This is a genomic window from Pseudomonas sp. GW821-FHT12A04 (assembly GCF_058807755.1).
The window spans coordinates 111,481-136,283 of sequence record NZ_JBXAQZ010000015.1; the positions used below are offsets into that span (position 1 = coordinate 111,481).

At 61.6% G+C, this 24,803-nt stretch carries 23 protein-coding genes; 8 read left to right on the forward strand and 15 right to left on the reverse strand.

The window, feature by feature from the left end; genetic code table 11:
* The gene (dkgB, locus tag AC1RS8_RS22865; protein WP_489338963.1) at positions 1-804 is read right to left on the reverse strand and encodes a 2,5-didehydrogluconate reductase DkgB; all 804 of its coding nucleotides are present in this window, start codon (positions 802-804) and stop codon (positions 1-3) included.
* A 269-nt stretch (positions 805-1,073) separates the two neighbouring features.
* On the reverse strand, positions 1,074-1,982 hold the full coding sequence (locus AC1RS8_RS22870) for a LysR family transcriptional regulator (protein ID WP_057713960.1): 909 nt from the start codon (positions 1,980-1,982) through the stop codon (positions 1,074-1,076).
* Positions 1,983-2,086: 104 nt separating this feature from the next.
* Here AC1RS8_RS22870 and AC1RS8_RS22875 point away from each other — a divergent pair, with 104 nt between their 5' ends.
* The 5 genes from AC1RS8_RS22875 (at position 2,087) to AC1RS8_RS22895 (ending at position 6,784) form a co-directional block, all read left to right on the forward strand.
* Positions 2,087-2,953 carry a pirin family protein gene (locus AC1RS8_RS22875; RefSeq protein ID WP_489338961.1) on the forward strand — a complete coding sequence of 289 codons (867 nt, stop codon included), beginning with the start codon at positions 2,087-2,089 and terminating at the stop codon, positions 2,951-2,953.
* Between the two features lie 93 nt (positions 2,954-3,046).
* A complete protein-coding gene (locus AC1RS8_RS22880; RefSeq protein ID WP_008049795.1) occupies positions 3,047-3,730 on the forward strand; it encodes an isochorismatase family protein in 684 nt (227 codons plus the stop codon).
* Positions 3,731-3,786: 56 nt separating this feature from the next.
* On the forward strand, positions 3,787-4,413 hold the full coding sequence (gene ycaC, locus AC1RS8_RS22885) for an isochorismate family cysteine hydrolase YcaC (protein ID WP_057713962.1): 627 nt from the start codon (positions 3,787-3,789) through the stop codon (positions 4,411-4,413).
* 222 nt (positions 4,414-4,635) lie between these two features.
* On the forward strand, positions 4,636-6,078 hold the full coding sequence (locus AC1RS8_RS22890) for a mechanosensitive ion channel domain-containing protein (RefSeq protein WP_489338960.1): 1,443 nt from the start codon (positions 4,636-4,638) through the stop codon (positions 6,076-6,078).
* 265 nt (positions 6,079-6,343) lie between these two features.
* Entirely contained in the window at positions 6,344-6,784 is a 441-nt protein-coding gene (locus AC1RS8_RS22895) for a carboxymuconolactone decarboxylase family protein (RefSeq protein ID WP_154861462.1), read from the forward strand.
* A 12-nt stretch (positions 6,785-6,796) separates the two neighbouring features.
* Here the strand turns inward: AC1RS8_RS22895 and AC1RS8_RS22900 are convergent, their stop codons facing one another.
* The 4 genes from AC1RS8_RS22900 to AC1RS8_RS22915 form a co-directional block, all read right to left on the reverse strand.
* Positions 6,797-8,389 carry a DHA2 family efflux MFS transporter permease subunit gene (locus AC1RS8_RS22900; protein ID WP_057713965.1) on the reverse strand — a complete coding sequence of 531 codons (1,593 nt, stop codon included), beginning with the start codon at positions 8,387-8,389 and terminating at the stop codon, positions 6,797-6,799.
* Positions 8,386-9,507, reverse strand: a complete 1,122-nt coding sequence (locus AC1RS8_RS22905) for an HlyD family secretion protein (protein WP_489338959.1) — start codon at positions 9,505-9,507, stop codon at positions 8,386-8,388. Before AC1RS8_RS22905 ends, AC1RS8_RS22900 begins: the two co-directional genes overlap by 4 nt.
* Before the next feature lie 322 nt (positions 9,508-9,829).
* The gene (locus AC1RS8_RS22910; protein WP_489338958.1) at positions 9,830-11,011 is read right to left on the reverse strand and encodes an acetyl-CoA C-acyltransferase family protein; all 1,182 of its coding nucleotides are present in this window, start codon (positions 11,009-11,011) and stop codon (positions 9,830-9,832) included.
* On the reverse strand, positions 11,008-11,790 hold the full coding sequence (locus tag AC1RS8_RS22915) for an enoyl-CoA hydratase-related protein (RefSeq protein WP_489338957.1): 783 nt from the start codon (positions 11,788-11,790) through the stop codon (positions 11,008-11,010). The genes AC1RS8_RS22910 and AC1RS8_RS22915 overlap by 4 nt, the downstream gene beginning before the upstream one ends.
* Before the next feature lie 218 nt (positions 11,791-12,008).
* On the opposite strand from AC1RS8_RS22915, the gene AC1RS8_RS22920 reads away from it, so the two are divergent.
* Genes AC1RS8_RS22920 through AC1RS8_RS22930 form a run of 3 tightly spaced genes read left to right on the forward strand, consistent with a single transcriptional unit; the run spans position 12,009 to position 15,478 of the window.
* Positions 12,009-13,115, forward strand: a complete 1,107-nt coding sequence (locus tag AC1RS8_RS22920; protein ID WP_057713969.1) for a polyamine ABC transporter substrate-binding protein — start codon at positions 12,009-12,011, stop codon at positions 13,113-13,115.
* A 39-nt stretch (positions 13,116-13,154) separates the two neighbouring features.
* Positions 13,155-14,573, forward strand: coding sequence for an aminotransferase (locus AC1RS8_RS22925; protein WP_489338956.1), 1,419 nt, complete (start codon positions 13,155-13,157; stop codon positions 14,571-14,573).
* Positions 14,570-15,478: a LuxR C-terminal-related transcriptional regulator gene (locus AC1RS8_RS22930; RefSeq protein ID WP_489338955.1), complete on the forward strand. Its 909-nt coding sequence runs from the start codon at positions 14,570-14,572 to the stop codon at positions 15,476-15,478. Before AC1RS8_RS22925 ends, AC1RS8_RS22930 begins: the two co-directional genes overlap by 4 nt.
* Positions 15,479-15,607: 129 nt before the next feature.
* On the opposite strand, the gene AC1RS8_RS22935 is transcribed toward AC1RS8_RS22930, so the two are convergent.
* The 9 genes from AC1RS8_RS22935 to paaB form a co-directional block, all read right to left on the reverse strand.
* Positions 15,608-15,922, reverse strand: a complete 315-nt coding sequence (locus AC1RS8_RS22935; RefSeq protein ID WP_223503668.1) for a hypothetical protein — start codon at positions 15,920-15,922, stop codon at positions 15,608-15,610.
* A gap of 650 nt (positions 15,923-16,572) precedes the next feature.
* Positions 16,573-18,642 (reverse strand): phenylacetic acid degradation bifunctional protein PaaZ, encoded by a 2,070-nt coding sequence (gene paaZ, locus AC1RS8_RS22940; RefSeq protein WP_493163664.1) that lies wholly within the window; start codon positions 18,640-18,642, stop codon positions 16,573-16,575.
* 57 nt (positions 18,643-18,699) lie between these two features.
* Positions 18,700-19,953: an OprD family porin gene (locus tag AC1RS8_RS22945; protein ID WP_489338953.1), complete on the reverse strand. Its 1,254-nt coding sequence runs from the start codon at positions 19,951-19,953 to the stop codon at positions 18,700-18,702.
* A gap of 34 nt (positions 19,954-19,987) precedes the next feature.
* Positions 19,988-21,634 carry a cation acetate symporter gene (locus AC1RS8_RS22950; RefSeq protein ID WP_057713976.1) on the reverse strand — a complete coding sequence of 549 codons (1,647 nt, stop codon included), beginning with the start codon at positions 21,632-21,634 and terminating at the stop codon, positions 19,988-19,990.
* Complete coding sequence (locus AC1RS8_RS22955) at positions 21,631-21,939, reverse strand: DUF485 domain-containing protein (protein ID WP_150814175.1); 309 nt, start codon at positions 21,937-21,939, stop codon at positions 21,631-21,633. Before AC1RS8_RS22955 ends, AC1RS8_RS22950 begins: the two co-directional genes overlap by 4 nt.
* A 178-nt stretch (positions 21,940-22,117) precedes the next feature.
* A complete protein-coding gene (gene paaE / locus AC1RS8_RS22960; protein WP_489338952.1) occupies positions 22,118-23,194 on the reverse strand; it encodes a 1,2-phenylacetyl-CoA epoxidase subunit PaaE in 1,077 nt (358 codons plus the stop codon).
* 34 nt (positions 23,195-23,228) lie between these two features.
* Entirely contained in the window at positions 23,229-23,762 is a 534-nt protein-coding gene (gene paaD, locus AC1RS8_RS22965; protein WP_090456852.1) for a 1,2-phenylacetyl-CoA epoxidase subunit PaaD, read from the reverse strand.
* Positions 23,749-24,510: a 1,2-phenylacetyl-CoA epoxidase subunit PaaC gene (paaC, locus tag AC1RS8_RS22970; RefSeq protein ID WP_489338951.1), complete on the reverse strand. Its 762-nt coding sequence runs from the start codon at positions 24,508-24,510 to the stop codon at positions 23,749-23,751. The genes paaD and paaC overlap by 14 nt, the downstream gene beginning before the upstream one ends.
* Before the next feature lie 8 nt (positions 24,511-24,518).
* Complete coding sequence (paaB, locus tag AC1RS8_RS22975; protein WP_007943393.1) at positions 24,519-24,800, reverse strand: 1,2-phenylacetyl-CoA epoxidase subunit PaaB; 282 nt, start codon at positions 24,798-24,800, stop codon at positions 24,519-24,521.
* Between the last annotated feature and the right edge of the window lie 3 nt (positions 24,801-24,803).

Genomic DNA, 24,803 nt, shown 5'->3' on the forward strand with positions numbered 1-24,803 from the left:
TCAATCCCAGTTCGGTGCGATGCCTTTCGGGCTGGTCAAGCGGTGGCCGCGATCCAGCGTTGCGATCAAGGCCATGTCGGCTTCGCTCAAGGTCAGTTCGCGAGCCTTCAAGTTGCTTTCAAGGTTGGCCCGGCGAGTGGACGACGGGATCACGGCGTAACCCGATTGCATGGCCCAGGCCAGGGTGACCTGCGCCGGTGTCGCGTGCAGGCGTTCGGCGATCTGCTGGATGAGCGGATCCTTGAGGACTTCACCGTAAGCCAGGGTCATGTACGAGGTTATGCCGATGCCCTGGCTGCGTGCGAACTCGACGACCTCGCGGTTCTGCAGGTAAGGGTGCAGTTCGATCTGGTGGGTAGCGATGTGCGCGGCACCCGTGGCGGCGATCGCCTGTTTCATCAGGTCGATGGTGAAGTTGGACACGCCGATCTGCCGGGTCAGGCCCAGGTGTTTGGCTTCGAGCAGGGCGCCCATGAATTCTTCGACCGGCACCTGATCGTCCGGCGACGGCCAGTGGATCAGGGTCAGGTCCAGGTAGTCGGTCTGCAGTTTGCGCAGGCTTTCTTTCAAGCTGTCGATCAGACGATCACCGGCCAGGTTGGCGACCCAGATCTTGCTGGTGATGAACAACTCTTCCCGGGCGATGCCGCTGGCGGCGATAGCCTCGCCGACGTCGGCTTCGTTCTCGTAGATTTGTGCGGTATCAATCACTCGGTAGCCGAGCGCCAGGGCGGTGCTCACCGAATCGATAACCACCTGGCCTTGCAGGCGAAAGGTACCCAGGCCGAAAGCGGGAATAGACATTGAAGACTCCAGAGGTTGCAGTGGGAATGGGCGGCAGTATCCGCGCCTGTATCCGTGAGAAAAACCGCTGGATTGGCAAAGCAATGTTTACCGGAAATCAAGAATCGGGGCAGGAAGATGTGTTGATGGTGTCTGGTCTGACGCCATCGCGAGCAAGCTCGCTCCCACAATGATCCGGGTCGTACACAAATGCTGTGGACGCAGTGAATCCCTGTGGGAGCGGGCTTGCTCGCGAAGGCGGCGACTCGGTCCAAAGCCTTACCCCGCCCTTAAGCAATATCACTGCGGCTGAACTCCTCCCCAAGAAAATCGATCAACGTGCGCACCGAAGGCAGCAGGCCCCGACGTGAGGGAAAGATCGCATGGATGACACCGCTTTTCGGTGCCCAGCCCGGCACCAGTTCCACCAGTTGCCCGGCAGCGATTTCATCGCGCACCACCACACTGGGCAGGTGCACGATGCCGATCCCGGCGACCGCCGCATGGCGCAACGCCAACAGGTCATCGGTGACCATGCGCGGTGCATGCCGGATCATCGCGGTGCTGCCATCGGCACCGAACAGTTCCCACTGATATTCACGCTGCGCCGCGCCCCAGTGCAGGCTCGGCAAGCCGCTGAGGTCGGCCGGGGAGGCCGGTGTCGACAGGCGCGATAAAAAGGCCGGGCTACCGACCACGCTCTGGGTGCTGTTGCCCAGCACCTTCATCACCATGTCGGTGTTTTCCAGTGGGGGGAAACGTACCCGCAGGGCAATGTCGAAGCCTTCATGGATCAAGTCGACCCGGCGGTTGGTGCTCTCGATGAACAACTCCACCAGCGGGTACTTGAGCATGTAGCGGGTCAGCATCGGCCCGACCCAGGAATTGAGCAGCGCCGTCGGGCAACTGACACGCACCAGGCCCTGAGGCTCGGAGCGATTGCGTTCGATCAGTTCGGCGGCGCTTTCCGCCTCCACCCGCATGGCCAGGCAGCGCTGGTAATAGGCCTGGCCGATTTCCGTCAATGAGCAATGCCGGCTGGTGCGGTGCAGCAGGCGCACGCCGAGGCGTTCTTCAAGCTCGGCAATGCGTCGGCTGAGCTTGGACTTGGGCATGTCCAGTGCCCGGCCGGCCGCGGCGAAACCGTGATGCTCCACCACTTGGGTGAAGTAGTAGAGGGTGTTGAGGTCTTCCACCATCGTTCTCCAAATAGAACGCTAAAGCTGATTTTTGCAGTCTAGCGCAGCAAAGGTCACGGTTTTAAGCTTTGTCCATGGCTTCACTCACCTCACCAGGAGACACCATGAAAAACATCATCGGTATCTACACCAGTCCACGGACCCATTGGGTTGGCGACGGGTTTCCGGTTCGCACGCTGTTTTCCTACGACAACCTGGGCAAGCACATCAGCCCGTTCCTGATGCTGGATCATGCCGGCCCCGCTGAATTCACCCCGACCACCGAACGGCGTGGCGTTGGTCAGCATCCTCATCGTGGCTTCGAAACCGTGACTATCGTTTACAAGGGCGAGCTGGAGCACCGGGACTCCACCGGCAGTGGCGGCAAGATCGGCCCTGGCGATGTGCAATGGATGACCGCTGCCTCGGGGATCCTGCATGAAGAGTTTCACTCCGAAGGTTTCGCCAAGAGCGGCGGCACCCTGGAGATGGTGCAACTGTGGGTCAACCTGCCGGCCAGGGACAAAATGGCCGACCCCGGCTACCAGACGATTCTCGACCGTGACATCCCGGCCATCCCCTTGAAGGACAACGCCGGCAGCCTGCGCCTGATCGCCGGAGAGTTCGATGGCCACAAGGGCCCGGCGCGCACCTTCACCCCAGTCGACGTGTGGGACATTCGTTTGAATGCCGGCAAGTTGCTCACCCTTGACCTGCATGAAGGGCGCAATACCGCGCTGGTGGTTCTGCGTGGCACGGTTCAGGTCAACGGCCTGGAATCGGTGTGCCAGGGACAACTGGCCCTGTTCGACCGCAAGGGCGATCAGGTGAGCCTCGAAGCCAGCGAAGACGCGGTGGTGGTGTTGCTCAGCGGTGAGCCGATTGACGAGCCGATCGTCGGTCACGGGCCGTTCGTGATGAACACCGAGCAAGAAATCCACCAGGCCTTCGCCGACTTCCAGTCCGGTCGCTTCGGCCGGATGCACGCTTAGTTCGCAACGCTTTTACACCCGACTCTACACAGGATGAGTAGGCCGGTTTTCAGGCCAGGGATGGCTGTTGCCCAAAAGAAAGAGGAAACGCACATGAACACTGTCTACGCGGCCAACTTCAACGGCCAGAAACCGACCATCGACCCCAACGACAGCGCAATGCTGTTGATCGATCACCAGAGCGGACTGTTCCAGATCGTCAAGGACATGGACGTGCCCCAATTGCGCGCCAACGCCATTGCCCTGGCCAAGGCCGCGACCCTGCTCAAGATGCCGGTGATCACCACCGCTTCCGTTCCCCAGGGGCCGAACGGGCCGTTGATCCCGGAAATCCACGAGGCTGCGCCCCATGCGCAGTACGTGGCGCGCAAAGGTGAAATCAACGCCTGGGACAACCCGGAGTTTCACGCGGCGGTCAAAGCCACCGGCAAGAAAACCCTGGTGATCGCCGGCACCTTGACCAGCGTGTGCCTGGCGTTCCCGTCCATCGCCGCCGTGCATGAGGGCTACAAGGTGTTTGCCGTGGTCGACGCCTCCGGCAACCACTCGAAACTGGCCACTGATCTGACCGTTGCCCGTCTGGCCCAGGCCGGGGTGGTGCCGATCGACATCATGGCTACGCTCTCTGAGCTGCAAGGTTCGTGGAACCGCCCGGACGCCGAGCAGTGGGCCGCTGTCTACGCCCAGGCCATGCCGCATTATCAGTTGCTGATCGAGAGCTACCTCAAGGCCCAGCAAGTGGCGAACGAACACGAAGCGCTGGACTCCCAGCGCTAACCGGTTACCCCACGCCGATTTCCAATCGGCATCGATAACATGCGAGGACTACTGCAATGACTTCTTCCTACAAGCGTCTGGACAAGGACAACGCCGCGGTTTTGATGGTTGATCATCAGGCGGGCCTGCTGTCTCTGGTGCGCGACATCGATCCGGATCGATTCAAGAACAACGTGCTGGCGCTGGCTGACCTGGCCAAGTACTTCAAGCTGCCGACCATCCTCACCACCAGTTTCGAAACCGGTCCCAACGGACCGCTGGTGCCCGAACTCAAGGCACTCTTTCCGGATGCGCCGTACATCGCTCGCCCGGGCCAGATCAACGCCTGGGACAACGAAGATTTCGTCAAGGCGATCAAGGCAACTGGCAAGAAACAACTGATCATCGCCGGTGTGGTGACGGAGGTGTGCGTGGCGTTCCCGGCGCTTTCGGCGCTGGCCGAAGGTTTTGACGTGTTCGTGGTCACCGACGCGTCCGGCACCTTCAACGAACTGACCCGCGAATCGGCGTGGCACCGTATGACCGCTCAGGGCGCGCAACTGATGACCTGGTTCGGCCTGGCCTGTGAACTGCACCGCGACTGGCGCAACGACATCGAAGGATTGGGTACGCTGTTCTCTAACCATATTCCGGATTACCGCAACCTGATGACCAGCTACAGCACACTGGCCAATAGCAAGTAACTTCGGCATCACTCATCCCCCCTGTGGGAGCGGGCTTGCTCGCGAAGGCTGCTTAACTTTCAACCTGTGTGTTGACTGTTATACCGCTTTCGCGAGCAAGCCCGCTCCCACATTGGTTTTGTGGTGTTTTTGGGAGGGGGTTCATCCCGCCAAATCAAATGCTCCTACACTGAGGCCAATCCATGCGATCTTCGCGTTATTGGCCCTGGCTGGAGTTGCTTGATGCTGTCATTGCTCACCGAACACCCGCTGATTTGCGCGATGGCGCTGATCCTGATCGATCTTGGGTTGTGGTACTTGCTCAGTGCACTTGGCAGCGCCTGGCGGCTATTGGTACGGGTGGTGATTTTTTCGTTGTTCAGCCTGCTGTTGTTCAACGAAGGTCTGAACCCGATGGAGCCGCCGCCCTGGGCTGACAACGTACCCTTGCATCTGGCGGCCACTGGCTTGCAGATCGGCTGGTGGTTGTTCGGCGCGCGGACCCTGACCGTGCTGATCGGCGCGGTGATGATGCAACGGGTCGGGCACACCGGGCGATTGCTTCAGGATCTGCTCGGTGCGGTGATTTTCCTGATCGCGGTGATTGCCGCCCTGGCCTATGTGCTCGATCTGCCGGTCAAGGGCGTGCTGGCGACGTCCGGTGCGTTGGCGATCATCGTCGGGCTGGCCTTGCAAAGTACCCTCAGTGACGTGTTTTCCGGGATCGTCCTGAACACCACCAAGCCCTATCAACTCGATGATTACATCTCCATCGATGGCATGGAGGGCCGGGTCACCGACATCGACTGGCGTGCCACGCGCCTGCAGACCTCCCAGGGTTGCATGGCAGTGATTCCCAACTCCCTGGCAGCCAAGGCCAAGATCATCAATTTCAGTCGGCCGAGCGATATGTTCGGCATTTCCGTCTCGCTGGAAGTGAGCCCCCACGCGCGGCCGAACACGGTGATCGATGCTTTGGAGCGGGCCATTCAAGGTTGTCGTGCGTTGCTCGATACGCCGTCGCCAAGCGTCGGCCTGAAAACCGCCAGCAACACCGGAGTGGTCTACGAAATCAGCGGCTTTGTCGCGTCGATGGACGAGAAACGTTCAGTGCGCAACCAGCTGTACGATCTGGCCTATCGGCACTTGCAGGCATCCGGGGTCAGTTTGTTGTCGAGCGTGGAGCCCAGTCCGCCGGTCAACTCGACTCGCAAACGCGCGTTGCTCGACAGCTCGCCGATTTTCTCCACCTTGCGCCAGGAAGAGAAAGACACCTTCAGCCAGAACATGACCCTGCAAACCTTTCGCGCCGGGGAGGTGATCCTGGAAGCGGGGCAGGTCAGCGATCACTTGTTCATTATCGAATCCGGCGTGATCTCGGTGACCTTGATGCGTCACGGAGCGCCATATGAATCCGGACGCATGGGGCCGGGGGAGGTGTTCGGCGAGGCAGGTATTCTCACCGACAGCGCGCTGCCTGCGCAGTTTACCGCCAAGACATTCAGTGGCCTGTACCGCATCGAAAAGTCATACCTCAAGCCGTGCCTGGATGCCCGTCACGACATCAACGATGCAATGCAGGCCTTGCTCGATTATCGACTGCAAAAAGCGAAATCCCTGACTCAGGACCTACCGGTGCCGGTGGAGAAAAAGGGCTTCCTGCGATGGTTGCGCAGTCGGGTGTGAATGGCCGCTGCGCGGATCGTCGGATCGCCGCCCGGAGCAAGCTCGCTCCCACAGGGAAATACGGTCAAATTGTGGGAGCGAGCTTGCTCGCGATGACGGCAGCGAACTCACCAAAAGTGTAGAGTGAAACCCATCACACCCGCGCCTCCACCAACAACCAGGAAGGCACCGCCAATGGCCTCCTCGACTTCTGAAAGATTGGCTATTTGTGTAGAACGGTCGGGGGACTAACGTAGTCACACACCCACCTGCCCTGGAGCACCCCATGCAACCTCGTATCGATTTCTACACCGCATCCCCTGACGCCCTCAAAGCGATGATCGCTTTGGAAACCGCCGTTTCGAAACTGCCGCTGGAAAAGAACCTGATCGAACTGGTCAAACTGCGTGCCTCGCAAATCAACGGCTGCGCCTTCTGCATCGACATGCACACCGCTGATGCGATCAAGGGCGGTGAAACCCCGCGCCGCCTGTTCGCCGTGACAGCCTGGCGCGAAGCACCGTTCTTTACCGAGCGCGAACGCGCTGCGCTGCTCTGGACCGAATCCCTGACCCAGCTCAGCCTGACCCACGCTCCGGATGAAGACTACGAAATGGTCAGCGCCCAGTTCTCGCCCAAGGAAATGGTCGACCTGACCGTGGCCATCAGCACCATCAACAGCTGGAACCGTCTGGCCGTAGGTTTTCGCAAAATGCCTCAGGCCTGACCCGCACAAGCCTCAATGAGCATCGGCACTCGGCGCGGCCGGTGGTTGTACCTTGCGCATCAAAGGCACCATCGCCGTGGCGATAATGAAGCAGACCATGATCATCAAGAACGCATCGCCATAGGTTTGCGTCTGGGCTTCGCGGTAGGTCAGCAACCATAGTTGATGCAGGCTGGCGGTGACCCCGGCGTCACCGCTCTGGCCGAGGGCCGCGAAGTTGTTGCCGACCTGGGACAGCCATTGGTTGAGCGCCTCGTTGGTGCTGTTGAGGTTCTCCGCCAACCGGGTGAAATGCAGGTTGGTGCGGTCGTTGAGGATGGTCGCGCACGCGGCGATGCCGATGGCCCCGCCCAGGTTGCGCATCAGGTTGAACAACCCTGACGCATGCTTGAGCCGTGCCGGCGCCAGGCCGCCGAGGGTCAAGGTCACCGCCGGTGGCACCGCCAATTGCTGGGCAATCCCGCGCAAGGCTTGCGGCAGCATCAACTCCTTGGCCCCCCAGTCATGGGTGATCGGGCTGAAATCCCACATCGACAAGGCGAACAGCCCAAGACCGAACATCATGATCCAGCGCAGGTCGACGCGATTGGCCAGAAAGGCATACAGCGGAATCGCCATGATCTGGAACACTCCGGTGGAGAAAACCGCCAGACCAATGTCCAGCGCTCCGTAGCCACGCACCCGACCGAGGAACAGCGGTGTCAGGTAAATGGTGGCGAACAGGCCGATGCCGGTGACGAACGAGAAGAAACAACCGAGGGCGAAATTGCGGTCCTTCAAGGCGCGCAGATCGACAATCGGGTTGGCCACATGCAAGGTCCGGCCGATGAACGCCAGCCCGGCCAGGCCACTGATCCACGCGGTGGTCAGGATCGTGCGGTCGCTGAACCAGTTCCAGCGCGGGCCTTCTTCGAGGGTGTATTCCAGGCAGCCAAGGAACAGCGCCAGAAACACCATGCTCAAGTAATCCGCGCCTTTGAGCAGCGACAGTTCCGGCTGGTCGATTTTTACCAGCATCGGCACGGCCACGGCGACGAAGATGCCGGGGACCAGGTTGATGTAGAACAGCCAGTGCCAGGACGATATGTCGGTGATCCAGCCACCGATCACCGGCCCCAGGGTCGGTGCCAGGGACGCTACTGCGCCGATGGTCGCGGCGGCGATCACCCGTTGTTTGCCGGTGAAGAACACGAAGGCCGTGGTGAACACCAGCGGGATCATCGAACCGCCCAGAAACCCTTGCAGGGCGCGGAAGGCGATCATGCTCTGGATGTTCCAGGCTATGCCGCACAGCAGGCTGGCCAGGGTGAAACCCACCGCCGATGCGCAGAACAGCCAGCGCGTCGAGAACACCCGGGACAGCCAACCGGACAGCGGGATCACGATGATTTCGGCGATCAGGTAGCTGGTTTGTACCCACGCGGTTTCGTCGGTGCCGGCGGAAAGCCCGCCGCCGATGTCACGCAACGAAGCCGAGACAATCTGGATGTCCAGCAGGGCAATGAACATGCCGATGCACATGCTGGCGAAGGCGAAAACCTTGGTCGCCGTCGCCATGTTCGCGGCATTGAACGGTTGCGCCGGGGCGGCGAGGGCACGGCTCATGGCGCGCTGGCCACGGCTGGCGCTTCAGGCTCCTTGCGCGTGTCCACTTCAGCGGTGACCGACAACCCCGGACGCAAGTGGCCGAGCACACTGTCGGCCGGGTCGAGGTGAATCCGCACCGGCACCCGCTGCACGATCTTGGTGAAGTTGCCGGTGGCGTTTTCCGGCGGCAATACGCTGAATTGCGAACCGCTGGCGGGGGCGAGGCTGTCCAGGTGACCGTGGAATTCCTGCCCCGACAGCACGTCGGCACGGATCACCACCCGTTGCCCCGGCACCATGTGCGCCAGTTGGTCTTCCTTGAAGTTGGCATCGACCCACAGACCGCTGGTCGGCACTACCGAGAGCAATTGCGAGCCGGCCTGGGCATAGGCGCCGACCCGCGCCCGGCGATTGCCGATCACACCGTCAACCGGTGCCTTCAGTTCGGTGTAGCCGACATTCAATTGCGCCAGGTCGCGCTCAGCCTTGGCCTGGATCAAGGCGGCCCGGGCTTGTTGTTTCTGGGTGTCGATCACGTTCAACTGGCGTTGCGCGGCCAGCAATTCAGCCTGGGCGCGGTTGCTTTGGGCCTGGGCCGTCTTGAACGTGGTATTGGCCCGCTGGGCACTTTCAACCGAGACGGCGTTGGTGATCACCAGTTTTTTGTAGCGGGCATCGTCATCCCGCGAACGGACGGCTTCGGCACCGGCGGCGTCGATGCCGGCACGGGCCTGGCCGATGACGGCCTGTTGCAGTTGCTCGGTGGCGTCGAGGTTGGCGAGCAGGGCCTGCTGGGCGGCCACTGCGCCTTCGGCCTTGGCCAGGTGGGCGCGGTAGTCGCGGGAATCGAGACGGATCAGCACGTCGCCGGCCTTGACCTTCTGGTTGTCGGTCACCAGCACTTCGTCGATGTAGCCCGCCACTTTCGGCCCGATCACCGTCACATCACCGCCGATGTAGGCGTCGTCGGTTTCCTCGATGAAACGTCCGGCAGTCCACCAATGCGTGCCATACACACCGGCCAGCACCAGTGCCGCGATGCCCAGTGTTGGCAACAGCAGGCGTTTGAGCAGGGGAGGTTTGGCGGCAGTCACCGGGGCAACCAGGTCGGGTTCAACGGTGGGCATGCTGGTCATGGAGGATTACCTGTGGGGGCGGCGGTCAATTATGATGATCATAATATGACGAATGTAATATTTTGTGGCAAATGGTTTTTGCTGCCGGTCGTCAGGTGGTTTGTTCAGCGAGAATGGGATTTTATTTGCGCTAGAGAACCCCTGTGGGAGCGAGCTTGCTCGCGATAGCGGCCGTCCAGTCAACAATGACGGTGCCTGATACGCCGCAATCGTCGGAACGCCGCCCGGGGCAGGCTCGCTCCCACAGGGAATCGCTACTGGTCTGCTGGAATGAAAAAGGCCGGTGATCTGGATGATCACCGGCCCTTTTTACAGCTATTGCTTAGACCCGTTCAAAAATCGCCGCAATCCCCTGACCACCACCGATGCACATGGTCACCAGCGCGTAACGGCCGCCGGTGCGGTGCAGTTCGTGGATGGCCTTGGTGGCGATGATTGCGCCGGTCGCGCCCACCGGGTGGCCCAGGGCGATACCCGAACCGTTCGGGTTGACCTTGGCCGGGTCGAGGTCCAGTTCCTGGCTGACGGCGCAGGCCTGGGCCGCGAAGGCGATGTTGGCTTCGATCACGTCCAGGTCGGCGACGGTCAGGCCGGCGCGCTTGAGCGCCAGGCGGGTGGCCGGAATCGGGCCCAGGCCCATGAATTCCGGTTCGACGCCGGCGTGGGCGTAGCTGACCAGGCGGGCGAGGGGTTTCAGGTTATTGGCCTGGACCGCGTTGCCATTGGCCATGACCAGTGCGGCGGCGCCGTCGTTCAGACCCGAGGCGTTGCCGGCGGTGACCGAACCGTCCTTCTTGAACGCCGGCTTCATTGCTGCCAGCTGTTCTAGGGACGTGGCGCGCGGATGTTCGTCGACGCTGAACAGTTTGACGCCTTTGCGATCCTGGATCTCCACGGTCGCGATCTGCTCGCTGAAGTAGCCGTTGGCAATCGCGTGGGCCGCGCGTTGCTGGTCTTCGAAAGCCAGGGCGTCCTGCATTTCGCGGGTGATGCCGTTGCGCGCGGCGACGTTCTCGGCGGTGATGCCCATGTGGATACCATGGAAGGGGTCATGCAGGATGCCGAGCATGTAGTCGATGACCTGGGCGTTGCCCATGCGCGAACCCCAACGGGCGGCCGGCATCAGGTACGGGCCACGGCTCATGGATTCGGCACCGGCACCGACGACGATGTCGGCATCGCCGAGCATCAGGGTCTGGGCGGCGTTGATGATCGCTTGCAGGCCCGAACCGCAGAGGCGGTTGACGTTGTAGGCCGGGGTTTCCTTCGGAATGCCGGCGTTCATCGCCGCGACGCGGGAGATGTAGGCATCGCGGGTTTCGGTCGGGATCACGTTGCCCATCACCAGATGGCCAACGAGCGCCGGGTCCACGGCGGCTCGCTCCAGGGCGGCTTTCACGGCGGTGGTCGCGAGGTCGGCCAGCGGCACGTCCTTGAGCGAACCACCGAAGGTACCGATGGCAGTACGGGCGGCGCTGACGACGTAGATTTCTGGAGTGTTCATGGCTGGTTTCCTTTCGGTGGATTCTTATCTGTACTGCGATTGAGCAGGGCGTTCAAGGCGGTTTTCGCCTCGTCGGTATTCAGGCGCTGAATGAACAGCGTGTTTTCTTCGCGCAGGGTGGTTTCCAGTTCGGCCAGGCAAGCCTGTTTCATCAGCAGCCGGGACTGGCGCAAGGCTTGCTGGGGCATGGCCAGAAAGCGCTGGGCGATTTTTTTCGCCGCCGCCAGGCATTGTTCGCCGTCATCGAAGGCTTCGTTGGCCAGGCCCCAGGCCACCGCTTCGTTGCCGTCCAGGCCGTTGCCCAACAGGAGCAGGCTCGCGGCACGGGCATGGCCAAGCCGGCGTGGCAGCAACAGGCTGGCGCCAAATTCGGGGCACAGGCCGATGTTGACGAACGGCATGCGCAGCTTGGCGTTGCGGGTGACCAGTACTTGATCGCAATGCAGCAGCAATGTGGTGCCAATACCGATGGCCGCACCACAGACTGCCGCGATCAGCGGTTTTTGCAGGCGCGTGACGACCTTCATCAGGTGGAACGCCGGGGCGTCCAGATGAGTCGGCGGGTGCTGGAGGAAATCCACCAGGTCATTGCCGCTGGTAAAGCACGCCGGGCCACCGGTGATGATGATCACGCCGGTCTGCGGGTCTTCGTCGGCGTCCAGCAACAGCTCGGCCAGTTGCGTGTACATGGCGTTGTTCAGCGCATTGAGCTTGTCCGGGCGGTCGATGGTCAGCGTCAACACGCCGTCGCGTTGCTCGTGTTTGATCAGGTCGGTCATCGCAGGCTCTGCAGGGTCGGTTCAGGGCTGCCACTTTAAGCGCCGGACAAACCCCGGATCTATGGCAAAACGGGTCAACTGCACTGCCGCTTTTTGCCATGCCGGTGTGACCAAAAAACGACACACACCCATTCGGGGTATGGCCGCGCCCGGCGAATCCACCAATAGTGGGGGCATCCGCTCATCCAGAGCCGAACTCGCTATAAGGTGCATTTGCTATGGGCAAGACGCTGCTTAAGGTGATTTCCAGTCTGTTTGTTGTACCGCTGACATTGAATGCCTACGCCGCTCAAGTGGACGACAGCCATACGCTGCGGTTGTACAACTGGGCGGATTACATCGGTGAAAAAACCGTGGCCGACTTCGAAAAGGCCACCGGCATCAAAGTCATCTACGACACCTTCGATGCCTACGAAACGGTGCAGGCCAAATTGCTCACCGGCCACTCCGGTTATGACCTGATCGTGTTGAACGCGTCCCTGGCGCCACCGCTGATCAAGGCCAAGGTGTTCCAGCCGCTGGACAAAAAACTGCTGCCGGGCTGGACCAACCTGGACCCGAAAGTCCTGGAGGATCTGCAAGGGTACGATCCGGGCACCACGTACTCGGCGCCTTATACCTGGGGTAGCAACGGCGTCACCTACAACGTCGACAAGATCAAGGAACGCATGCCCGACGCGCCGATCGGCTCGCTGGCGATGATCTTCGATCCGAAGATCGTCTCGCGCTTCGCCGACTGCGGCGTGACCCTGCTCGATGCCCCGACCGAAGTCATTCCCATGGCCCTGAAGTACCTGGGTCGTGATCCGAGAAGCGCCGCACCGGAAGATCTGAAAGCCGCCCAGGACTTGCTGTTGTCCGTGCGGCCGTACATCCGCAAGTTCGACTCGGTCAATTACCTGACCAGCCTGCCCAATGGCGATGTGTGCATGGCCATGACCTGGTCCGGCGACTACGCCACCGCCATGGCCCGCGCCGCAGAAGCCAAGAAGAAGATCGACCTGGCCTACTTCATCCCCAAGGAAGGTTCGCTGATCTGGTTCGACAACCTGTACATCCCGGCCGACGCCCCCCACGTCGCCAATGCCCACAAGTTTCTCGAGTACCTGATGCAGCCGCAGGTGATGGCGGACGTGAGCGACTTCATCAATTACGCCAACAGCAACGCCGCGGCCACGCCGTTGTTGAGCGCCGATGTGCGCAACAACCCGGCGATTTACCCCGACGCGCAAACCCGCGAGCGGCTGTTTCCGCAGAAGACCCAGAACGCCAAGGACATGCGGGCGATTACCCGGGTCTGGAGCACCGTGAAAAGCGGCATCTGATTTGTTCGAACGTTAGTCAATTCGGTTAGAGGTTTATTTATGGCGACGCCAACACGCACCGTTTTTTCCCCAGCGGACGAGTCCCGGCTGGTCAAGGCCGACAAGGCTCACCATATGCACGGCTATCACGTGTTCGACGAACATGCCGAACAGGGTTCGCTGAACATCGTCGCAGGCAACGGCGCCTACATCTACGACACCCAGGGCAACCGCTTTCTCGATGCGGTGGGCGGCATGTGGTGCACCAACATTGGCCTGGGCCGCGAGGAAATGGCCGAGGCCATCGCCGACCAGGTGCGTCAGCTGGCCTATTCGAACCCGTTTTCCGACATGTCGAACAACGTCGCCATCGAGCTGTGCGAAAAACTCGCCAGCCTGGCCCCCGGCGACCTCGACCATGTGTTTCTGACCACCGGTGGCTCCACCGCCGTGGACACCGCGTACCGGCTGATCCAGTACTACCAGAACTGCCGAGGCAAACCCGAGAAGAAGTACGTCATCGCGCGGTTCAACGCCTATCACGGCTCTACCACGCTAACCATGTCGATCGGCAACAAGGCCGCCGACCGGGTGCCGGAGTTCGACTACGCCAACCCGCTGATCCATCACGTCTCCAACCCGAATCCGTACCGCGCGCCCGATGGCATGGACGAGGCGCAGTTCCTCGAGTTCCTGGTCAAGGAATTCGAAGACAAGATCCTCTCGATTGGCGCGGACAAGGTTGCCGGTTTTTTCGCCGAGCCGATCATGGGCTCCGGCGGGGTGATCATTCCGCCCCGGGGCTATCTCAAACGCATGTGGGACGTCTGCCAGCGCTACGACATCCTGTTCGTCGCCGACGAAGTGGTCACTTCGTTCGGGCGCCTGGGCAAGTTCTTTGCTTCTTATGATGTGTTCGACGTGCAGCCCGACATCATCACCACTGCCAAGGGCCTGACCTCGGCCTACCTGCCGCTGGGCGCGTGCATCTTTTCCGAGCGCATCTGGAAAGTCATCGCCGAGCCGGGCAAGGGCCGCTGCTTCACCCACGGCTTCACCTACAGCGGGCATCCGGTGTGCTGCACGGCGGCGCTGAAGAACATAGAAATCATCGAGCGGGAAAACCTGCTGGCCCATGTCGACACGGTGGGGGCTTATCTGGAGGAGCGCCTGGCAACCTTGCGGGACTTGCCGCTGGTGGGGGATGTGCGCTGCCAGAAACTCATGGCCTGCGTGGAGTTCGTCGCCGATAAACGCACCAAGGCGCTGTTCCCCGACGAGATCAACATCGGCGAGAAAATCCACGTGCGGGCCCAGGCCCGGGGCTTGCTGGTGCGGCCGATCATGCACCTCAATGTCATGTCGCCACCGTTGATCCTGACGTCTGCCCAGGTCGATGAAATCGTCGAGACCTTGCGCACATGCATTCTGGAAGTGGCCGCCGAGCTTGAAGCGAGCGGACAGTACGCGGGCCAATGATTTCGTCAGTCAGGCTGTTACCAAGGGCGTGTCCAGCCGCTAGACTGCGGGGCATGAGCAAACCAGACGACGATACGCTGATCGCGGTGCCCTTCGGGGCATTGCACAAATGGCATGGGGGAATGCGCGAGGCATTCGCCCATATCGATGAGCCTGACGCCTTGCGACACCTGGCGTCGGCGTTGGCGCAACTGGTGTCCGTCGAGTCGATGATGATCAGCCTGGAGCGTAAGGACCGCGCGCCCCAGTTGCTGCATCAGCGCGGGATTGCGCAGGAGTATCAGGTCTCGATTCTGGAGCGCTATTTTGCCGGGGGTTATTTGCTCGACCCGTTCTGCCTGGCGGTGGAGCAGGGATTGGCGCAAGGCTTCTATCACCTGGAGGAGATTGCCCCGGACAACTTCTTCGACAGTGACTACTACAAATCCTATTACCTGAAGGCGGGCTGCTCGGAAGACAGCTACTACATTGTCGATATCGGCAATGACACGAAGATTTCCGTCAGCCTCTATCAGGGTTTCGGCGGTGAATGCCTGAGCGCCGAACAGCTGAACCTGCTGCGCGCCGTGGAACCGCTGGTGCGCGAATTCATCAGCGAATTCAGTCAACGGGGCATGCTGCGCAGTCGCGAGATCCAGTGCGATAAAGACCAGGGCATGCGCGATGATCTCAAGCACCGGGTGCAGTCGGCGTTCGAGCATTTCGGCAGCGACTTGCTCACTGAACGAGAGCGGCAAGTGGCGCATATGGTGTTGCGCGGGCATTCGGTGAAATCCACGGCCAGCCAGATGAACATCTCACCGGAAACCGTGCGCATGCACCGCAAGAACCTGTACCTGAAACTGGAGGTGGGTTCGCAGTCGGAGTTGTTTGCGCTGTTTATCGAGTGGTTGCGCAGGCATTGATCACCTGACACACCGGTAACCCTGTAGGAGCGAGCTTGCTCGCGAAGAACGTCCTGACGGCGCGTTCAGTCAGGCAGCCCGCGTTATCGTTGGCCTCCATCGCGAGCAGGCTCGCTTCTACAGGGTTGGTCAGCGCGCCCGCAACCGTCGCCCGACCACATCCAGCACATCACAGCCATCGCGCAACGGGATGGCGCAGAGCAATGAAAAGTCGCTGAGGATGAAGGAATCGCACTCGATCGAACCGCGCATGGACAGGTTTTCCAGCAATTGGGTGACGGCGCGGATTCGGTAGTTGGCGGCGTCCATCAGGACGTCGAGCGGTGCGTGGGTGTCGACGAAGAGGGTGGGCATTTCACTGCAATTGCTGGTGAGTGCCATGAAGCGATTGTTGGGGTGTGGGGTTGGTTTTTCGTAGGGTGGATCGGGATGAATGGTTTTCATGGTTTCTAACTCTAGGAAAGGAAAATCGAAGCTACCGAAAGCCTTCCTACGGGCTAGGGTGGCAGCCATGTACGGGGTAGGAATATCGAGTCCCTAGCACCTCGACCACGCCGAAGCGTGCCCGTACATAGCCGCCGCAGCTGATCTTACGGACGCATTTCAACGGCCGCAAACCAGGTAATTGGCGCCAACGTGGTACTAGGGAAACTGGAGGTTCCTACACCCCGCCACTGAAATTCAGTGACCACCAAAGACTATCGATTGAGCACCTTTCAAACCAGTTCATGCGGATCGCCGCAATTCGAAGGAAATCTCCGAAGACCTTGCCCGGAAATGTCCTAGGACCTGTGGAACTTGTATCCGCAAAACGGGGGGAGTGAGTTGTGGGCGAGGCACAACGGGCATGACCGAAGCCTAGGAAAAACAGAAATGTCCTACGCCAATTGACGCCTGGATCACCTCAACCTTGTGGGAGCCAGTGAGCACAAAATTGAAGTTCGACAGAGAACGAACTGTGGGAGCGGGCTTGCTCGCGAAAGCGGTGTGTCAGTCGACATCATTATTGACTGACACACCGCTTTCGCGAGCAAGCCCGCTCCCACAGTAGATTGAGGTTGACCACGAGATTAGTGGTCAACCAGGAATCCAGATCAGTCTTCGCGTTTGACCACCAGGGTCAGAATGTCATAACTGGCCACCAGCTCACCCAACTGGTTGGTCACTTCCACATCCCACGCCACCACCCCTTGCGGGATGCCCTGCGGGCTCTTCTTGCCCTGGTCGATCTTGCGTTTGCAGGTCAGGCGCGCCTGGATGGTGTCGCCGATGCCCACCGGGTTGATGAAGCGCAAGGTGTCCAGGCCATAGTTGGCCAGTACCGGCCCCGGAGCGGGGGAAACAAACAGCCCGGCCGCCGCTGAAAGCACGAAGTAACCGTGGGCGATGCGCTTGCCGAATTGCGATTCCTTGGCCGCGATCTCGTCGAAGTGCATGTAGAAGTGGTCGCCCGACAGGCAGCCGAAGTTCACCAGATCTGCTTCGGTGACGGTGCGGCGGTGGGTCAGCAGCGACTCGCCGATCTGCAGGTCCTGGAAATGGCGACGGAACGGATGCACGTCGGTTTCGATGACCTTGGCCCCGCGCACGTACTCGCCGGTGACCGCTGCCAGCATGGTCGGCGAACCTTGTACCGCCGCGCGTTGCAGGTAGTGTTTCACCGCGCGCAGGCCGCCGAGTTCTTCGCCGCCACCGGCACGCCCCGGGCCGCCGTGCTTGAGCTGTGGCAGCGGCGAGCCGTGACCGGTGGATTCGCCGGCAGAGTGGCGATCCAGTACCAGCAAGCGGCCGTGCCAGGCAGCCGCGACCGGGATGGCCTTGGCGGCGATTTGCGGATCCTTGGTCACCAGACTGGCCACCAGGCTGCCTTTGCCGCGGGCGGTCAGGGCCAATGCTTCGTCGAGATCGTCGTAGGCCATCAGCGTGCTGACCGGACCGAACGCTTCGATATCGTGGGCGCCGCCCTCGGCATGGGGGTCGCGGGCCTGCAACAGGGTCGGGGCGAAGAACGCGCCCTTGTCGACGTTTTCACCACGGGGTTCGAAACCGTCGCGGGCACCAAACAGCATATCGCTGCTCTGCAACAGGCTTTCCAGACGCTCGGCCACGTCTTTCTGCTGATCGTGAGACGCCAGTGCGCCCATGCGTACGCCTTCCACCGACGGGTCGCCGACCACCACTTTGGCCAGGCGATCACGCAGGCGGGTAGCCACGGCATCTATGTGCTTGGCCGGGACGATGGCGCGGCGGATGGCGGTGCATTTCTGCCCGGCCTTGGTGGTCATTTCCCGGGCGACTTCCTTGATGAACAGCTCGAACTCTTCGTCATCCGGGGTTATGTCCGGGGCGAGGATCGCGCAGTTCAGCGAGTCGGCTTCGGCGTTGAACGGCACCGAATTGCGGATCAGGTTCGGGTTGACCCGCAGCTTGGCTGCGGTGTCGGCGGAACCGGTGAAGGTCACCACGTCCTGGCCTTGCAGGCGGTCGAGCAGGTCGCCGGTGCTGCCGATGATCAGTTGCAGGCTGCCCGCCGGCAGCAGGCCGGATTCGTCCATCAGGCGCACCACGGCTTCGGTCAGGTAGCTGGTGGCGCTGGCGGGTTTGACGATGCACGGCATGCCGGCTAGGAAGCTCGGGGCGAATTTTTCCAGCATGCCCCAGATCGGGAAGTTGAACGCGTTGATGTGCACCGCCAGACCGCCACGGGGCACCAGAATGTGCGTACCGGCGAAGGTGCCCATTTTGCTCAGCTGCATGGCCGGGCCTTCGTGGACGATGTTGCCCGACGGCAGCTCGCGGGAGCCGAGGCTGGCGTAGGTGAACAGTGTGCTGTTGCCGCCTTCGATGTCGATCCAGCTGTCGGCGCGGGTCGCGCCGCTGTGGTGGGAAATCGCGTAGAGCTGTTCCTTGCGCTCGCTCAGGTACAGGGCCAGGGCCTTGAGACGCTGGGCACGCTGCTGGAAGTCCAGCGCCATCAGGCCGCTGACGCCTTGGCGGCGACCGTGTTCGATGGCTTCGGCGAAGTCCGGACGCTCTTCGTGGGTGCGGGCGATTTCATGGCCGTCGATGGCGCTGCGCAGGACCTGCGCGCCGTGTTGGCCGATCCAGCGACCGGCGATGAAGCTTTGCAGGGTGGGGGCATGCAGTGCAGGTGAAGAGGACATCACGATTGCTCCTGGTTATGAAGGGTTGTGGCGCGGTGGCGGCCGCGCCTTTCGGAATTACCAAAGCGCCAGGGTGTAACCGACGATCAGCCGGTTCTCATCGAGGGCGGTAGTCAGGCCATTGCCGGAACGGAAGGTCACGTTGCGCCAGCGCAGGCTGACGTTCTTGAACACACCGCTCTGGACGACGTAGCTGATATCGGTGTCGCGCTCCCATTCGCGACCGTTGTCGACGGTGCCGGCCTTGACGTGGCGACCGTCGGTGTAGCGGGTCATGAAGGTCAGGCCGGGAATACCTTGCGCCGCGAAGTCATAGTCGTAACGCAGCTGCCAGGAATCCTCCTCGGCGCGGGTGAAGGTGTTGAACGTCACCAGGTTGACCACGTACGGATCGCCGCCGTTGAGGAACGGAAAGGCGCTGTCGCCGGACAATTGCTGGTAGGCGGCACTGACCTTGTGGGCACCGTGGGACACCGTGAACATGCCGTTGAAGTTGCGGTTGTCGATGCGCCCGGCCCGCTCGGCGCCGTCACCGCGGCTGTCGAAATAACGCAGGTCGCTGCGCAGGTTGAAGCCGTTGCCCAACGGTTGCGTATGCACCAGTCCGGCGAATTGCTGGCGATAGATCTGTTCCAGCTTGCCGTAGTAGTAGCTCACATTCAGTTGCGGGCTGAACGCGTAGGTGCCGCCGCCGAAGTCGAAGTGATCGCTGGTGGCGGCGCCGAAGCCGATGTCATCGTTGCTGGAGGAGTCCCGCAGGTTGGCCTTGGTCAGGCGTCCGGCATTCACCGTCAGGCCGTCGATTTCCTGGCTGGTCAGCAAGCCACCTTCAAAAGTCGAACCCAACAGGCGTGTGTCGTTGTAAGTCGCTACTGGCAACAAGGGCTGCAGGGTGCCGAGTTTCAACACGCTTTTGGATACTTTCAATTTGCCGGTCAGGCCCAGTTCGCTGTACTCGTCGTCGGGCTCATGGCTCTGCGGGCCAAACGGCAGCAGCCCGGTGCCACGGCGGTCGGGACTGGAGTCGAGCTTGAGCCCCAGTTCGCCCAGCGCGTCGAGACCGAAACCGAAGGTGCCGTCGGTGAATCCGGACTCGATGCGCGCAGTGAATCCCTGGGCCCATTCTTCGGCTTTGGATTGCGGCGCGTTGTCCTGACGGAAATCGCGATTGATGTAGTGGTTGCGCATATCAATGCGGGCCTTGCTGTCGCCGATGAAGTCGGCCATGGCGCTGGGGGCGATCATGGGCAGACTCAATGCGGCGGCCAGTGAAAACAGTGATTCACAAGACGTGGTACGTGCGGGTTTCATTATTTTTATTCCCTGCCAACTGATCGGTCGTCGTTTAGTGTTTGCTGGCGCCAGTGGCACCGATGCCGGTCATCGAGCGGATGAACTGCGCCAGATAACGGCCACGCTCAAGGGCTGCACGGGGCGAGGTGTCGGTGACGGAAAACAGCCATGCACTAAAGAACGCCAGGCTCATGGAAAACAGGGCCGGGTTGGAGTACGGGAACAGCGCCTTGTCGTGATGCATCACGTTGACCCACACCGCCGGGCTCAGCACCAGCAACACAATCGCCGAGACCAGTCCGGACAGACTGCCGAGGACGGCGCCGCGGGTGGTCAGGCCTTTCCAGTACATCGAGAGGAACAGCACCGGGAAATTCACCGACGCGGCGATGGCCAGCACCAGACCCGAGAGGAAGGCAATGTTCTGCGACTCGAACAGCAGGCCGAGGACGATCGCCAGCACACCGATGCACAGGGTGGCGATTCGCGACACGCGCATTTCCTGCTGCTCGCTGGCCTGGCCTTTGCGCATCACGCAGGCATACAGGTCATGGGACACCGCCGAGGCGCCGGACAGCGCCAGCCCGGCAACCACCGCCAGGATGGTGGCGAAGGCGACCGCCGAGATGAAGCCGAGGAACAGGTTGCCGCCTACCGCGTGGGCCAGGTGCACCGCGACCATGTTGCCGCCGCCGATGATCGCGCCGCTGGCGTCACGAAACGCCGGATCGGTGCCGACCATGACGATGGCGCCGAAGCCGACGATGATCAGCAGCAAGTAGAAGTAGCCGATGAAACCGGTGGCGTAGAACACGCTTTTACGCGCTTCCTTGGCATCGCTGACGGTGAAGAAACGCATCAGGATGTGCGGCAGGCCGGCGGTGCCGAACATCATGCCCAGCCCCAGGGAGATCGCATCGATCGGGTTGGACAGCAAGCCGCCGGGGGCCATGATCGCGTTGCCCTTGGCGTGCACGGCGGTGGCACCGGCAAACATCGCCTCAGTGCTGAAGCCGAAGTGCTTGAGCACCATGAACGCCATGAAGCTGGTGCCGAACAACAGCATCACCGCCTTGATGATCTGCACCCAGGTGGTGGCGAGCATGCCGCCGAAGGTCACGTAGAACACCATCAACACGCCGACCAGCATCACTGCATAGAGGTAGTCGATGCCGAACAACAGTTCGATCAGCTTGCCGGCGCCGACCATCTGCGCCACCAGGTACATCAGGGCCACGGTCAGGGTGCCGAAGGCCGAGGTCAGGCGCACCGGGGTTTGTTCCAGGCGATAGGACACCACGTCGGCAAAGGTGTATTTGCCCAGGTTGCGCAGGCGCTCGGCAATCAGGAACAGGATGATCGGCCAGCCGGCCAGCACGCCCAGAGCGTAGAGCAAACCGTCGTAGCCATTGAGGAACATCATCGCGGAGATGCCGAGGAACGAGGCCGCCGAGATCATGTCGCCGGCAATCGCCAGACCGTTCTGAAACCCGGTCATGCCGCCGCCAGCGGTGTAAAAATCGCTGGTGGAGCGGGTGCGAAGTGCCGCCCAGCGTGTCACGCCAAGGGTGAACAACACGAACACCAGGAACATGCCGATGGCGTTCCAGTTCAACGGTCGGGATGCGCCGTCGGCGGCCATCGCAACATCAGTGACAGCCGCCAGCGGCAGCAGGAACAGTGCAAGAAGGCGGTTCATCGGGCGCACTCCTGCTTGAGTTTTTCATTCAGCGGATCGATCACGTTGTTGGCGCGATAGACATAGAAACCGGTCAGCGCAAAGGCCAGCCCGACGATGACGACACCCACCAGCATGCCCACGGTGGTCACGCCGCCGCTCAGGGATTGGCCGAGGGTAGAAGGGGAGAAAGCCACCAGCAGCACGAAGCCGTAATAGATCACCAGCATGGCCAGGCTCAGTGACCAGTACAGCTTCTGTTTGCGACGAACCAGCTGGATGAAATCCGGGTGCTGGCCGATGAGTTCTATTTCCTGGGGTGTCATGACGCGCGCTCCTTTGTTTTTTTTGTTTTGGGTGAAACGTTGTATTCGTGCCGAATCACCGGCCCCCTGTGGGAGCGAGCTCGCTCGCGATGAGGCCATTACATTCAGCATTGATGGTGGCTGACCCACCGCTATCGCGAGCAAGCTCGCTCCCACAGGGTTTTGCGTGAGGCGGATATCAGAGCTGATCGAAATCCAGCACCACCTTGTCGCTGATCGGGAAGGCCTGGCACGACAGCACGTAGCCGGCGGCCACTTCGTAGTCTTCCAGGGCGTGGTTGCTGTCCATTTCCACTTCGCCCTCGATGACCTTGCACTTGCAGGTCGAGCACACACCGGCCTTGCACGAGTAGGGCAGTTCCGCACCTTGCTCGTTACCCGCATCGAGGATGCTCTGGCTGTTGCGTTGCAGGTCGAACGCCAGGGCGCGGCCATCGCTGATGACGGTGATCTGGCTGACCGCTGAATCCACCTGGCGTGCCGCCTCACGGGCTTCACGCTTCTGCTGGCTGCCGGCGGCGGCGAACAGTTCGAAATGGATGCGCTCGGGTTGCATGCCCTTGGCCTTGAGGCTGTCGCGCACGGTCTCGGTCATTTCCTGCGGGCCGCAGATGAAGGCGGCGTCGAGGGCCTTGACGTCGAGCCAGCGGCTGAACAGTTGCTCGCATTTCTCGGCGTTGATCCGGCCGTTGTACAGGTCGACATCCTGCTGCTCGCGGCTGAACACGAAGATCAGGTTCAGGCGTTGCAGGTAGCGGTTTTTCAGGTCTTCGAGCTGTTCGCGGAACAGCGCACCGGAGCTGGAGCGGTTGCCGTACAACAGGGTGACGCGGCTGTGGGGCTCGGTTTCCAGGGTGGTCTTGATGATCGACAGGATCGGCGTGATGCCGCTGCCTGCCGCCACGGCCAGGTAGTTGCCATGGCGCGCCGGGTCGAGTTCGACGCAGAAGTGCCCGGCGGGCGGCATCACTTCCAGGGTGTGCCCGGCTTTCAGCTGTTCGTTGGCAAATGCCGAGAAGCGTCCGCCGGTAACACGCTTGACGGCGATGCGCAGCTCTCCGTCGTTGACCCCGGTGCAGATCGAGTAGGAGCGGCGTACTTCTTCGCCGTCCAGTTGGGTGCGCATCACCAGGTGCTGGCCCTGGGTGAAGTGGAAGCTGTCCTGCAAGTGCTGCGGAATCTCGAAGGCGATGGACACCGCGTCACGAGTCTCGGCGCGCACGTCCTTGATGGTCAGGCTGTGAAATTTGCTCATTGTTGTTCTCCAGCTGGGACGGCCGATTCGCCGCTCAGATGCACTTGAAATAGTCGAACGGTTCCCGGCAATCGACGCAGCGGTACAGGGCCTTGCAGGCGGTGGAGCCGAACTCGCTGAGCACCTCGGTGTGGGCGCTGCCGCATTGCGGGCACACAACCTGCGGGTTCTCGCCGAGCAGGCTGCGCTTGCTGGTGCTGCCCTCGGGCGGCGCGATGCCGTAAGCGCGCAGGCGTTCGCGGCCGCTGTCGCTGATCCAGTCGGTGGTCCAGGCCGGGGTCAACTTGCGCTCCAATTGCGGCGCCTTGAATCCGGCGAGTTCCAGGGCTTCGCGGATGTCGCTTTCGATCACTTCGGTGGCCGGGCAACCGGAGTAGGTCGGCGTGACCACCACGTGAAGGTGACCGGCCTGCCAGTCCAGATCGCGGACGATGCCCAGGTCAACCACGCTGACCACTGGCACTTCCGGGTCCATGACCTCGCACAGGATCGCCCACGCGGCAGCCAGGTCGGTCGGTTGAGCCGGCCGGGCGCCGAGGTCGCTGGCGATCAGCTCACCAGGTTGCATCGGGGTACGCTCGTGGCAGGCACTGCATTTCGGCCAGCAGAATCCCTAAGTGTTCGGTGTGCAGGCCCTTGCGTGCATTCAGGTAGAAATAGCTCGGCGCCGCGGGGACGGGCAGGGTGGCGCTGCTGAAGATCTGCTCGACCTTTGTCTGCCACTGGGTGGCGACGCTGGCGATGTCCGGGGTGATGCCGGCGGCGCACAGACGCTGTTCGCTGTCATCGGCGGCGATCAGTTCCACGGTGAAGCGCCAGACTTCGGGAATCGCTGCGAGCATGCGCCGATTGCTTTCCTCGGTGCCGTCACCCAGGCGTTCGATCCATTCGCCGGAGCGACGCAGGTGATAGGTCACTTCCTTCACGGCTTTGGCGGCAATCCCGGCAATGCGCTCGTCGCTGGACTGGCTCAGGCCCTGCAGCACCGACAAATGCCAGGCGTCATAGAGGAACTGCTTGAGCATGGTCACCGCGAAGTCGCCGTTGGGTTGTTCCACCAGCAGCAGGTTGCGATAGGCGCGCTCGTCGCGACGAAACACCAGGTGATCGGCATCACGGCCGTCGTCCAGCAGTTCGGCGGCGTACTCCAGCCAGTTGCGCGCCTGGCCCACCAGGTCGAGGCCGACGTTCATCAGCGCCAGTTCTTCTTCCAGCGCCGGGGCCTTGCCGCACCATTGGCACAGGCGCTGGCCCTGGATCAGGGCGCTGTCGCCGAGGCGCAGCAGGTATTCGATCAGATCGGTCTTGTTATTCATGGTCGACCTCACATGTGCCCGACTTCGGCCGGCAGCTCGTAGAAGCTGGCGTGGCGGTAGACCTTGTCGTCCGATGGATCGAACAGCGGGTCTTTTTCATCCGGCGACGAGGCGGTGATCAACGCCGAAGGCACGACCCACAGGCTCACGCCTTCGCTGCGACGGGTGTAGAGCTCGCGCGCGTTTTCGATGGCCATGGTGGTGTCGGCGGCGTGCACGCTACCGACATGCTTGTGGTTCAGACCGTGCTTGCTGCGCACGAAGACTTCGAAGAGGGTCCACTCGGACATTTC